This is a genomic window from Flavobacterium sp. GQ95, from assembly GCF_059758655.1.
Genome location: NZ_JCAXEB010000002.1, coordinates 116197 through 128569 on the forward strand (window position 1 = coordinate 116197; position 12373 = coordinate 128569).

11 protein-coding genes are annotated in these 12373 nt (G+C 32.2%); 10 read left to right on the forward strand and 1 reads right to left on the reverse strand.

Annotated elements, in window-relative coordinates:
• The first annotated feature begins 43 nt into the window (after nucleotides 1-43).
• The 5 genes from nadC to priA all read left to right on the forward strand — a co-directional run bounded on the left by nadC (nucleotide 44) and on the right by priA (nucleotide 5559).
• Entirely contained in the window at nucleotides 44-901 is an 858-nt protein-coding gene (gene nadC, locus AC6CH4_RS05200; protein ID WP_498100801.1) for a carboxylating nicotinate-nucleotide diphosphorylase, read from the forward strand.
• 75 nt (nucleotides 902-976) lie between these two features.
• Entirely contained in the window at nucleotides 977-1900 is a 924-nt protein-coding gene (locus tag AC6CH4_RS05205) for a YihY/virulence factor BrkB family protein (RefSeq protein WP_498100803.1), read from the forward strand.
• A 1-nt stretch (nucleotide 1901) separates the two neighbouring features.
• Nucleotides 1902-2330, forward strand: a complete 429-nt coding sequence (locus tag AC6CH4_RS05210; protein WP_498100806.1) for a DUF2147 domain-containing protein — start codon at nucleotides 1902-1904, stop codon at nucleotides 2328-2330.
• A gap of 8 nt (nucleotides 2331-2338) precedes the next feature.
• Nucleotides 2339-3085, forward strand: coding sequence for a subclass B1 metallo-beta-lactamase (gene bla-B1-FLAV / locus AC6CH4_RS05215; RefSeq protein ID WP_498100808.1), 747 nt, complete (start codon nucleotides 2339-2341; stop codon nucleotides 3083-3085).
• A gap of 26 nt (nucleotides 3086-3111) precedes the next feature.
• Complete coding sequence (priA, locus tag AC6CH4_RS05220) at nucleotides 3112-5559, forward strand: replication restart helicase PriA (protein ID WP_498100810.1); 2448 nt, start codon at nucleotides 3112-3114, stop codon at nucleotides 5557-5559.
• On the opposite strand, the gene AC6CH4_RS05225 is transcribed toward priA, so the two are convergent.
• Complete coding sequence (locus AC6CH4_RS05225; RefSeq protein WP_056185422.1) at nucleotides 5560-6258, reverse strand: LytR/AlgR family response regulator transcription factor; 699 nt, start codon at nucleotides 6256-6258, stop codon at nucleotides 5560-5562.
• 177 nt (nucleotides 6259-6435) lie between these two features.
• Here AC6CH4_RS05225 and rpsF point away from each other — a divergent pair, with 177 nt between their 5' ends.
• The 5 genes from rpsF to AC6CH4_RS05250 all read left to right on the forward strand — a co-directional run bounded on the left by rpsF (nucleotide 6436) and on the right by AC6CH4_RS05250 (nucleotide 11444).
• The gene (gene rpsF / locus AC6CH4_RS05230) at nucleotides 6436-6777 is read left to right on the forward strand and encodes a 30S ribosomal protein S6 (protein WP_007810575.1); all 342 of its coding nucleotides are present in this window, start codon (nucleotides 6436-6438) and stop codon (nucleotides 6775-6777) included.
• Between the two features lie 5 nt (nucleotides 6778-6782).
• Nucleotides 6783-7079, forward strand: a complete 297-nt coding sequence (rpsR, locus tag AC6CH4_RS05235) for a 30S ribosomal protein S18 (protein ID WP_002987043.1) — start codon at nucleotides 6783-6785, stop codon at nucleotides 7077-7079.
• A 66-nt stretch (nucleotides 7080-7145) separates the two neighbouring features.
• Entirely contained in the window at nucleotides 7146-7586 is a 441-nt protein-coding gene (rplI, locus tag AC6CH4_RS05240) for a 50S ribosomal protein L9 (protein ID WP_026982307.1), read from the forward strand.
• A 100-nt stretch (nucleotides 7587-7686) separates the two neighbouring features.
• Nucleotides 7687-10857, forward strand: a complete 3171-nt coding sequence (locus tag AC6CH4_RS05245) for an outer membrane beta-barrel protein (RefSeq protein WP_498100813.1) — start codon at nucleotides 7687-7689, stop codon at nucleotides 10855-10857.
• 113 nt (nucleotides 10858-10970) lie between these two features.
• Nucleotides 10971-11444 carry a DUF6495 family protein gene (locus tag AC6CH4_RS05250; RefSeq protein ID WP_498100815.1) on the forward strand — a complete coding sequence of 158 codons (474 nt, stop codon included), beginning with the start codon at nucleotides 10971-10973 and terminating at the stop codon, nucleotides 11442-11444.
• The last annotated feature ends 929 nt before the right edge of the window (nucleotides 11445-12373 follow it).

Below are 12373 nucleotides of genomic sequence, written 5' to 3' on the forward strand. Positions count from 1 at the left end.
CCAAAATAAGTCCTACTTTAGCATCTTATAAAATTTAAGAAAAATGATTAGCGAAGCACAATTTCAAACCGAATTACAACTATTGATCAGCAATGCAATTCGAGAAGATGTAGGTCCGGGAGATTATAGTTCATTAGCCTGTATTCCTGATACAGCACACGGACAAGCTAAATTATTGGTAAAAGATCAGGGAATTATTGCTGGTGTTGCATTGGCAAAAATGATTTTTGAATTTGTTGATCCAAAATTAAAAATGAAAACTTTTATTGAAGATGGAACACATGTAGAATATGGCGATGTGGTTTTTGAAGTTTCAGGAAGTTCACAGTCTATTTTAAAGTCCGAAAGAGTGGTTTTGAATACGATGCAACGTATGTCTGCAATTGCTACAAAAACCAGTCAATTAATGCAACTTTTAGAAGGAACTGGCGCTAAAATATTAGATACTCGTAAAACAACTCCAAACTTTAGAGTGGCTGAAAAATGGGCTGTAAAAATAGGAGGAGGCGAAAATCATCGTTATGCTTTGTATGATATGATTATGCTAAAAGACAATCATATTGACTTTGCTGGCGGAATTACGCTTGCTATAAAGAAAACAAAAGATTATTTAAAAGCGAATAATTTGGATTTAAAGATCATTGTGGAAGCAAGAAATTTAGATGAAATTCGTGAAATTTTGCTAAGTGATGGTGTCCACAGAATTCTGATCGATAATTTTAACTATGAAGATACTAAAACGGCTGTAGCATTAATCGGTAAAAAATGCCAAACAGAATCATCTGGAAATATCAACGAAAAAACCATTCGCGAATACGGTCTTTGTGGTGTAAATTATATTTCATCCGGGGCTTTGACGCATTCGATTTATAACATGGATTTGAGCTTAAAAGCTTTTTAAAGAGTTATGAGTTATAAGTTATGAGTTTGAGAATAATCTAAAATCTAAACTCAACAATCTAAAATCAAAAATAATATGTCTCAAGAGATAGAAGATCGGATTGAAAAAGTACCCGTTGTACGTTCGTTAGCCCGGCTTTTAAAGAAAATAAAATTGCCTTGGTTAGAAGGATTCTCGTTATACGATTTGCTTGAAATGTATACGCTCGGAATTCTGGAAGGAGCATTTTCGTATCACGCAAGCGCCGTTTCGTTTAGCTTTTTTATGGCGCTGTTTCCTTTTGCGCTATTTATTTTAAACTTGATTCCCTATATTCCAATTGAAGGTTTTCAGGATGATTTTCTGCAGTTTGTTCAGCAGGGAGTTCCGCCAAATACTTACGATGCAATTAGTAAAATTATCAGTGATATTTTAAATAATAGTCACTCTGGATTACTTTCTTCTGGATTTTTGCTTTCTATTTTTTTGATGTCCAATGGTATTAATGGAATTTTAAGTGGTTTTGAATCATCGAAACATGTTTTTGATAAACGTGGTTTCTTTAGTCAGTATTTAGTGGCTTTGGCAATATCACTTGTAATGACGATTATTTTGTTTGTGACGGTGGCTACAATTGTCGTTTTTGAGGTATTTATTCAAAAAACAATTATTCAGGATGTGTTGAGTGATCGTATTCCGCTCATTATTTTAGGACGATATTTGTTCGTTATTTTAATGATTTTGATAACATCTTCAATATTATTACGTTATGGTACAAAACAGTACAATAAAGTGCCATTTATTAGCATAGGATCTGTTTTTACAACGATCTTAATTGTTATATCTTCGTTCTTTTTTGGGATTTGGGTTATAAAATTCTCAAAATATAACGAACTTTATGGTTCTATTGGGACATTATTAATTCTAATGTTTTACATTTGGATTAACTGTATGATTCTGCTTTTAGGGTTCGAATTGAATGCTTCAATCAGAAAATTAAAACAAAAAAAAAATAAATAGTATGAAAAATTGGATGTTAGCAATTGGTGTTTTTTTTCTAACAATAAGCACTATTCAGGCGCAAAGTGTCATTGGAAAATGGAAAACGATTGATGATGAAACGGGCGAGGCAAAATCGGTAGTAGAGGTTTACGAAAAATCAGGTAAGATATACGGCAAAGTGGTAGAGATACTTCGTGCTGATCATAAAAAGGATGTGTGCGTTAAATGTGAAGGAGCAGAAAAAAACAAACCAATTTTAGGAATGGTTATCATTAACGGACTTAAAAAAGATGGTTCTGAATATAATGGAGGAACAATTTTGGATCCTACAAATGGTAAAAAATACAAATGTTATATTGAGTTAGAATCTGCTGATAAATTAAAACTTCGTGGTTATGTTGGAATTTCTATCATGGGAAGAACACAATATTGGACACGAGTGAAATAAAAAGAAATATGCGAAAATTAGCTTCGATAATTTTATTCTTAGCAATACTATCCAATAGTTTTGGACAATCTAAGAATTCGCCATTACAAATAAGTCATCTTACAGGTGACTTTTATGTTTATAAAACATTTCATGATTATAAAGGAACTTTGATTTCTGCTAATGCCCTATATCTTGTTACGGATAAGGGTGTTGTTTTATTTGATGCGCCCTGGGATCAAACGCAGTTTCAACCATTGTTAGATACTATAAAAGCAAGGCATAATAAAGAAGTTATTATGTGTTTTGCAACGCATTCTCATGAAGACCGTGCAGGAGGTTTGGGTTTTTACGGACAAAAAGGAATTAAAACTTATACTATAAAAGCAACGGATCAAATTCTTAAAGAGAAGAATGAAAAAAGAGCAGAATTTGTAATTTCCAATGATACTACATTTAGAGTTGGACAGTATTCTTTTGAGGTATATTATCCGGGAAAAGGACATGCTTCGGATAATATTGTAGTTTGGTTTGAAAAAGAAAAATTGCTTTATGGAGGTTGTTTTATCAAGAGCGCAGAAGCAAAAGATTTAGGGTATTTGGGTGACGCAAATGTAAAAGAGTGGGAGAAATCCATTAAAAAAGTGCAATCTAAATTTAAGAGCCCTAAATATATCATAACCGGCCATGATGATTGGAAAGACCTGACCTCTTTAAGTCATACTTTGAAATTAGTTCAGGAATATAATGCTGAAAAACTTTCGAATAAAAAATAATTCTCTAAATCCCATAAAAAAAGCACATGTTTTTTGTCGAAGTTATTTTACCACTTTCCTTAGTTAAACCCCTTACTTATCGTGTTTCTGAGGCTGAATTCCATTTTATAAAAAAAGGAATGCGGGTGGCGGTGCCTATTAAAAATAAAATCTATACAGGACTTGTTTTAGATATTCATGAAAATGCTCCGAATTTATATGAAGCCAAAGAGATTCATCAGATCTTAGACGAAAAACCAATTGCTACAGAAACCCAGATTAAACACTGGCTTTGGGTAGCGAACTATTATATGTGCGGTATTGGTGATGTCTATCGTGGCGCTTTTCCAAGTGGATTATTACTGGAAAGTGAAACTATTATTTCGCATAAAGTCGATATTATTGTCAATCAAAATGAACTTTCTGATGAAGAATATCTGGTTTACGAAGCTTTACAACAACAGAGTTCTTTAAAAGTTCAGGAGATTATTTCAATTTTGAACAAAAAGAATATTCTTCCGGTTCTTCAAAAATTAATGGAAAAGGATATCATTATTTTAGAAGAGGAAATAAAAGAAAATTACAAGCCGAAGTTGATTCGATATGTAAAATTGCATTCAAAATATGAATCAGATAACGGTTTAAGTGAATTATTAGAAGAACTGAAAAGTGCCAGGAAACAAAAAGAAATTGTTTTGGCTTATTTTCAAATTAGTGCCTCAGAAAAGAAGCCAATTACAGTTAAGAAATTGACAGAGGTTTCAACTTCAACTTCAACAATTGTAAAGGCATTAGTTGAAAAAGAGATTTTTGAAGAATATTATTTGCAACACGACAGAGTTTCTTTTGATGGAAATGCTTCAGAAAAACAATTATTGTTAAGTGATGCCCAGCAAGCGGCATATATTGAAATTAAAAATAGTTTATTAGAAAAAGAAGTTTGTCTTCTTCATGGTGTTACATCAAGCGGAAAAACAGAAATATACATTAAATTAATTGAAGAATATTTAGAAACAGGAAAACAAGTTTTATATCTGTTGCCTGAAATTGCATTAACAACCCAGTTAGTTTCGCGTTTGCGACTTCATTTTGGCGATAAAGTTGCAGTTTTTCATTCGAAGTACAGTAACAATGAAAGAGTGGAGGTTTGGAAAAAGACGCTGGAAAATTCAGATAAAGCTCAAATTGTAATAGGAGCAAGGTCGGCTTTGTTTTTACCGTTTAATAATCTCGGATTATTGATTGTTGATGAAGAACATGAGCAGACTTTTAAACAAACAGATCCGGCTCCCAGATATCACGCTCGTGATTCAGCAATTGTTTTGGCTAATTTTCATAATGCCAAAGTGCTTTTAGGATCAGCAACTCCAAGTATTGAAACGTATTTTAATACACAAATTGAGAAGTTTGGTTTAGTTACAATTACGGAACGTTATAATAATGTTCGAATGCCGGAAGTTCTTTTGGTTGATTTAAAAGACAAGCATTTTAGAAAAAGAATGACAGGGCATTTTAGCGATCTTTTAATCGAAGAAATTGCGGAAGCTTTGTCTTTGGGCGAACAGGTTATTTTGTTTCAAAACAGAAGAGGATATTCCCCTATAATAGAATGTCTCACTTGCGGCCATGTACCTCATTGTCAGCAATGCGATGTGAGTTTGACTTTTCATAAACATAAAAATCAATTACGTTGTCATTATTGTGGATATTCAATAGCAAAACCAACGCACTGCCATAGTTGTTCAAGTATTGATTTGACCACAAAAGGTTTCGGAACGGAACAAATTGAACAAGAGTTAATTTCTCTTTTTCCGAAAGCCAAAACCGGAAGAATGGATCAGGATACTACGCGTGGAAAATTTGGTTTTGAAAAGATCATTGATACTTTTAAAAACAGAGAAATTGATATTTTGGTCGGAACTCAAATGTTGGCTAAAGGATTGGATTTTGACAACGTAAGTCTGGTCGGAATTATGAATGCCGATAATATGTTGCATCATCCTGATTTTAGGGCTTTTGAACGCAGTTTTCAGATGATGACACAAGTTGCAGGAAGAGCGGGAAGGTCAGAAAAACAAGGAAAAGTTGTGATTCAAACCTACAATCCAAATCACAATACCATTCAGCAGGTTACAACACATAATTATATAGGTATGTATAAGGAGCAATTATACGACCGACAAATCTATAAATATCCGCCTTATTTCAGAATTATAAAGCTAACGTTAAAGCACAAAGATTTCGATAAATTGAAAGAAGGATCGATGTGGTTGTATCAGGTTTTGAGTCAGAATTTAAATATGCCGGTTTTAGGACCGGAAGAACCATTAATCAGCAGAATCAGAAATGAATATATCAGAACTATTTTGATTAAGATTCCGCAGAACCAGAATTTAGGAAACACAAAAAAAACTATTCAGAAAATGTTGAATAGTTTTGAGGCTGTTGCTCAATACAGAGCTATAAAGGTTATTGCCAATGTCGATTTTTATTAATTACGACGATGTTGACAATGCTTTAACTAAATCTTCTTTTTTGTTTCGGCTTAATGGAATTTTTGTGATTCCAATTTCGGCAAATTTGCTGTTAAAGCGCTCTACCTTATCAATATTAATAATATAGGATTTGTGTACACGAATAAATTTGTCTTTTGATAAATCATTTTCAAAAGATTTCATTGTAGAAAGAACTAAGTTGCTATCGTCTTCTGTAACTACTCTTACATAATCCCCAAAAGCTTCAATCCATTTAATTTTAGATGTGAAAATTTTAAGTTTTTTAAGATTACTTTTGATGAAGATATGCTCGCCTTCTTCTTCTTTTACCTCTTTTTTGAGTAAATGCATGTCGATTGCTCTTTTTACAGAAGCATTAAAACGGTCAACGGCAATAGGTTTCTGAAGGTAATCAGTGGCATCATAGTCGAAAGCTTTTAAGGCATATTCAGCTTTAGAGGTAATAAATATAATTTGAGGCTTCGTTTTTAATCCGTCAAGGAAGTCAAAACCATTAATAACAGGCATTTCAATATCTAGGAATATTAGATCGATATTATTTAAAGAGATACAACTTTTTGCTTCTATTGCATTAGAAAAATCCCCGATTAAGTGCAAACCTGGGTGATTATTAACTAATTTTGCAATAATTGTCCTCTGTATAGAACTATCATCTACAACAACACAGTTTAGTTTCATAACATTAAAATTTATAATAAATTCAGGATAGCAATAGTAAATGTATTATTTTTCTAGGAAAAAAACTAAACTTGAGCCTTATTTTTTACATTACATCGAATAAAGCTAAAAAAGTGTTGTATATATAAAAATAATGGTTACTTTTGCACCCAATTTTAACAAATAAATATTGTATTTATGAATCATTATGAAACTGTTTTCATTTTAAATCCCGTTTTATCTGAGGTTCAGGTGAAGGAAACAGTAACGAAATTTGAAGAATTTCTTACTAGTAGAGGAGCTGAAATGGTATCGAAAGAGGATTGGGGTCTGAAAAAAATGGCTTACGAAATCCAAAACAAAAAAAGTGGTTTTTACCATTTATTCGAATTCAAAGTAGCTGGAGAAGTTCTAATTGCTTTTGAAACTGAATTTAGACGTGACGAAAGAGTTATGCGTTTCTTAACTGTAAGTTTAGACAAACATGCTATTTCATGGGCTGAAAGAAGAAGAGCCAAATTAAAATCTACTAAAGCTTAATTATTATGTCTACAATAGAGCAATCTGCAAAAGGAAAAAAAGACGGGGATATCAGATATTTAACGCCTTTAAACATTGAAACTAACAAAACTAAAAAGTACTGTCGTTTCAAAAAATCAGGAATCAAATATATCGATTATAAAGATGCTGATTTCTTATTGAAATTCGTTAATGAGCAAGGAAAAATTCTTCCTCGTCGTTTAACTGGAACTTCATTGAAATACCAAAGAAAAGTTTCTGTAGCTGTGAAAAGAGCGCGTCACTTAGCTTTAATGCCATACGTGGCCGATTTATTAAAATAATATTAAAAGAATAGTTGTTGGTTTCCGGTAAGATGGAACCTAACTTCTCAAATAAAGGACAACAACATGGAACTTATCTTAAAACAAGACGTACAAAACTTAGGTTTTAAAGATGACGTAGTATCAGTTAAAGCTGGTTACGGTCGTAACTTTTTAATTCCTCAAGGATTCGCGCAATTAGCTACACCTTCTGCAAAGAAAGTTTTAGCTGAAAACCTAAAACAAAGAGCTCATAAAGAAGCTAAAGTTGTTGCTGATGCGAAAGCATTAGCTGAAACTTTAAAAGCTCTTGAAATTAAACTTACTGCAAAAGCTGGTGGAGAGAAACTTTTTGGTTCTATCACAAACATCGACATTGCTGAAGCTTTAGAGAAATCGGGTAACGCTATTGATAGAAAATTCATCACTAGTGGTATCGTAAAACGTACTGGAAAATATTCTGCTAGCATCCGTTTACACAGAGATGTTATCGTTGACTTACCATACGAGATTATCGCTGAAAAATAACATTTTGTTAACTTCTTGTTAATAAAATATAAAAACCACTCTTTGGAGTGGTTTTTTTTTGCCTAATTTTGAAAGTAATAACTCACTCAAAATCAGGAAAATGAAAAAAATATTTGCATTATTGTTATGTTTGCTGGCCTTAACCGTGGCTACAGGGCAAACCACGACTTCGAGTATTAAGGGGATAGTAAAAAGTTCTACGAATGAACTATTGCCTGGTGCTACTATTTTAGCAATTCATACTCCAACAGGAGGTAAATATTCAGCTGTTTCAAATGAAGATGGAAGGTTTAATATTTTAAATATGAGAATTGGAGGCCCGTACAAAATCACAGTAACTTTTGTGGGCTTTCAGGATCAGGAATATAATGATATATATCTTGATCTGGGAAAACCTTTTAATATTGATGTAGTCTTGGCAGATGCAAGTCAGGCATTAGAAGAAGTTAAAATTGTATCTAAAGATAAGGTTTTTAAAAGTGGAAAAACTGGTGCTGAAACTACAATTGGCCGAAGAGAATTAACATCTTTACCGACAATTTCAAGATCGGCTGAAGATTTTACCCGTTTAGAACCTACAGCGAGTGGAGGTTCCTTTGGTGGAAGAAACGATCAGTACAATAATTACTCTTTAAATGGAGCTGTATTTAATAATCCGTTTGGTTTAGATGCTGCAACTCCTGGAGGACAAACAGGTGCTCAGCCTATTTCATTGGATGCAATTGAACAAATTCAGGTCGCCACTGCGCCTTACGATGTAACACTATCAGGTTTTACAGGAGCTTCTGTAAATGCGGTTACAAAATCAGGGACAAATGAATTTCATGGTACTGCTTATGCATTTTACAGAAATCAGGATTTAACTGGAAGTAAAATTAAAGGTGAAAAAATATTTGTGCCGACATTAGAGCAGACTCAGGCAGGTTTTAGTTTAGGTGCCCCAATTATTAAAGACAAATTATTCATTTTTGGAAATTTCGAAATTGATAAACGAAGTGATTTAGGATCAAACTTCGTAGCCAATAATAATGATGGTATAACCGGAATTAATGAATCACGAGTTTTAGAATCTGATTTAATTGCGGTTTCAAATGCATTGGCTTCTTTAGGATATGATACTGGTGCTTATCAGGGTTTCATACATGAATCTAATTCTAATAAGGGAATTATTAAAGTAGACTGGAATATAAATGACAATCATAAATTGGCTGTAATTTATAATTTCTTAGATGCATCAAAAGATAAACCGGCTCACCCAACAGCTTTAGGTTTTAGAGGTCCAAATGCTTCAATATTGCAATTTAGGAACTCAGGATATCAAATCAATAATAATTTAAGTTCATTTTTAGTTGAGCTGAATTCTAAATTCAGTGAAAAAATATCAAATAAATTACAGGCAGGGTATTCACACTTTAATGATTACAGAGTGCCATTTTCAGTTCCGGCTCCTGTAATTAATATTCAGGATGGTGCAGGTTCTAATTATATTATTGCCGGGCATGAACCATTTTCAATTAATAATACTTTGGACCAGAAAGTAATTCAGATTACTAATAATTTGACTTATACGGTGGGGAAACATGTGTTTACTTTTGGAGCTTCTTTTGAAAAATTCGGATTTAAAAATTCTTTCAATTTAGCCGGCTATGATAATTTTGGAAATCCAAATGGTTATGCGGGAACTTTTTTTACGCCTTATTTTACAACACAAGACTTTTTAAATGATGCAGCTCTACCATATGCTACAAGTATTGTGGCGCAAAATCTTCAATATGCACAAGATACATTTAATACAAAAAGTCAATTTGAAGTTGGAGCAGATGGGGGTTGGAAATTGGCTGAATTAAACGTAGGTCAATTGGCATTTTATGCACAGGATGATATTAGCTTAAATGATGATTTTAAATTGTCTTTAGGTTTAAGAATAGACAAACCATTGTATTTTAATACGGCTGATTTGATTCAGAAATATATAGATACGGATAATGGAGGTGCGGGCAGAGACAACAGTATTGATTATTATGATCCGCAAACTGGTCAGGCAGTAAAACTAATATCGACAGATTTACCAAGTGACAGAATTTTATGGTCACCAAGAATTGGTTTCAATTGGGATGTTAAAGGTGATGCAACTTCACAGCTTCGTGGAGGTTCAGGTATTTTTACAGGAAGAATCCCTTTTGTATGGTTAGGAAATCAGGTAAGTGGTGCCGACGACAGTTTCTTGCAGATAATGGATCCGGATTATAAATGGCCACAAGTCTGGAGAACGAGTTTAGGGTTTGATCACAGATTTGAAAGCAATTATATTGTAACATTAGATTTGTCTTATAATAAGGATATTAATGCAGTCCATGTTCAGAACTGGGGATTGAAAGACCCGACAGGAACCTTAGCGGGTGTAGATAACAGATTAATTTATACAGCAGCAGATAAAGGAGCAAATAATGCATATGTAATGACTAATTCAGATAAAGGAAGTGCTTTTAATGCAACGGTTAAATTACAGAAGACATTTGAAAATGGTTTGTATGCCAGTGTTGCTTATAATTATTTGAAATCAAAAGATGTTAACTCTATCGAGGCAGAAATAACTGGGGATGCTTTTGCTTTTAATCCTGCACTTGGAAATGTAAATAATGATGTATTGTCTAATTCTAAATATGGGGATAATCACCGTTTTATTGGGGTTGCTTCTAAAAAATGGAAATATGGACATGACAAATGGGCAACAACGGTTTCAACATTCTTAGAATATGCTCAGGGAGGACGTTTTAATTATACATATGGAGGAGATATTAATGGAGATGGTTCATCCGTAAATGATTTAATATATATCCCTACGACTGCTGAAATTGGCCAAATGACTTTTAGTGGGGCTGGTCAGGCCGAGGCATTTGATAAATTCATTGCTCAGGATAAATACATGAAAGACAGAAGAGGGCAATATGCAGAACGTTATGGCGCTATATCTCCATGGAGAGGAAGATGCGATTTAAAGTTGTTGCAGGATTATAATTTTAGAGTTTCATCGGCTTCTGAGAAAAAGAATACCATTCAATTTAGTATCGATATTTTGAATTTTGGAAATTTAATAAATTCAGATTGGGGAGTTGTGCAGGTTCCAACCAGCGTTCAGCCAATAGGAGTGACTGTTGCAGGAAATACACCAACTTATACTTTTAATAATACACCAACTAAAACCTTTAGTTATGACGCTAGCTTAACCTCAAGATGGCAAATGCAATTTGGTATCAGATACATTTTCTAGTAAAGAAAAAAAAGTTATAAATTTGCCCTCGCATTTGCGAGGGCTTTTTTTTGAATAATAATAACAGAAAAAATGATAAGGCTCTTTTTAGCATGTTTAAAGAAAAGAAATAAATGAAATACGCAAGACTTACAAAAGAGCAATTTGATGAATTGCACGCAGAATTTGCTAGCTTTTTAGCCACTCAGGCTATTGATAAAGCAGAATGGGATTCTCTTAAAATAAATAAACCTGAAGTGGCTGAACAAGAACTGGATGTTTTCTCTGATTTGATTTGGGAAGGTGTTTTGTCCAGAGCAGAATTTTTAGAACATTTTTCTAAAAACCATATTTTCTTGTTTCAATGTTTTGAAACACATGTTCAGTCAATAGTATTAAAATCATTGGTTACGGAAACTGATTTTCTAACTAAAGAGGGGTTGCAATGGTTAAGTGATAATATGTTTACTGAGACGATTGAAATGAAAGTTGGAAAGAAAGTATTTACCGAAGATAGAAATGCATCTATTTTTGAATTGATTCAGCAGGGAGCTTTTTTAAGCGATGGACAATTATTTAAACAAATTAATACTATTTTGGAATCTTAATTCAAAAATAAATTGAATAAATAGGCAAGCAATAAAGTCAATTGTTTGCCTATTTTTTTTGTTTTTAACTTTTGTTTAATTTTTTATGTTTTTTTTACCCCGTATTTCTACGTGTTTTTTTAGAATAATGATAGAAATTTTACGTTTGCTGCTGTTTTATTCGTTTATACAGTTAAATGTCTTTGTTTAAGTAAATTACGATTAACGAAAAACTATTTTTATAAGTTTTTTCTTTCTATTTTATGGTATTCGTAAAGATGTTTATTTTTTTTTGTGATATTTATAACACTCATTTTTTGTTGAAAATCCTTGATTTTTATGGTGTTTCAGAGCCTTATTTGACATTTTTCATTTTTCTTATTAAATAAAATAAGAATTTTATTCTTGTTTTATATTTTCATTTTAACTAATTTTAGTAAAAGAAAGATTAAACAAAAATATTTTTTATCAGATAATAAAATTTAGTTTTGATCTTCCTTAAATGAAATAAAATATACTTAATTTTTATTGCCTTAGAGTTTAAAGTTTTTTTTAAAATAACTTAATTAATTTGCTTATGGAATTGACATTTACTCTACTCCTCAAATTTACATTTGGTCTTATTATTTTAGCCTTATTTTTTATTCTTACAGATAGAATTAAGGTTATTCAAAAAGCAAATTTTAATTTAATTATTAACGTTTTTCAAAAAAGCCAATATTACGTCAGCTTTTTATTAACAAACCCCAATTGGAGGCTTTGTTAATAAGGTATTGTCGTAATTCTTTTATGGATAATCCTCGCATTAAATAGTGTTTCAGCTTTAGAATTGCATAAATTTCTAAATAAAAAAATTAAATTGTCTAATCAACTATTTTATAAAAATTGAAACATACTCTTTATTTAATAGAATTCCCCAAATTCTACTTCTAAACAAAATTTTCTTTCCG

Bases quoted from the DNA above. Each gene is read 5' to 3' on its own strand.
- nadC (WP_498100801.1), top strand. From the start codon at position 44: ATGATTAGCGAAGCACAATTTCAAACCGAATTACAACTATTGATCAGC.
- AC6CH4_RS05205 (WP_498100803.1), top strand. From the start codon at position 977: ATGTCTCAAGAGATAGAAGATCGGATTGAAAAAGTACCCGTTGTACGT.
- AC6CH4_RS05210 (WP_498100806.1), top strand. From the start codon at position 1,902: ATGAAAAATTGGATGTTAGCAATTGGTGTTTTTTTTCTAACAATAAGC.
- bla-B1-FLAV (WP_498100808.1), top strand. From the start codon at position 2,339: ATGCGAAAATTAGCTTCGATAATTTTATTCTTAGCAATACTATCCAAT.
- priA (WP_498100810.1), top strand. From the start codon at position 3,112: ATGTTTTTTGTCGAAGTTATTTTACCACTTTCCTTAGTTAAACCCCTT.
- AC6CH4_RS05225 (WP_056185422.1), bottom strand. From the start codon at position 6,258: ATGAAACTAAACTGTGTTGTTGTAGATGATAGTTCTATACAGAGGACA.
- rpsF (WP_007810575.1), top strand. From the start codon at position 6,436: ATGAATCATTATGAAACTGTTTTCATTTTAAATCCCGTTTTATCTGAG.
- rpsR (WP_002987043.1), top strand. From the start codon at position 6,783: ATGTCTACAATAGAGCAATCTGCAAAAGGAAAAAAAGACGGGGATATC.
- rplI (WP_026982307.1), top strand. From the start codon at position 7,146: ATGGAACTTATCTTAAAACAAGACGTACAAAACTTAGGTTTTAAAGAT.
- AC6CH4_RS05245 (WP_498100813.1), top strand. From the start codon at position 7,687: ATGAAAAAAATATTTGCATTATTGTTATGTTTGCTGGCCTTAACCGTG.
- AC6CH4_RS05250 (WP_498100815.1), top strand. From the start codon at position 10,971: ATGAAATACGCAAGACTTACAAAAGAGCAATTTGATGAATTGCACGCA.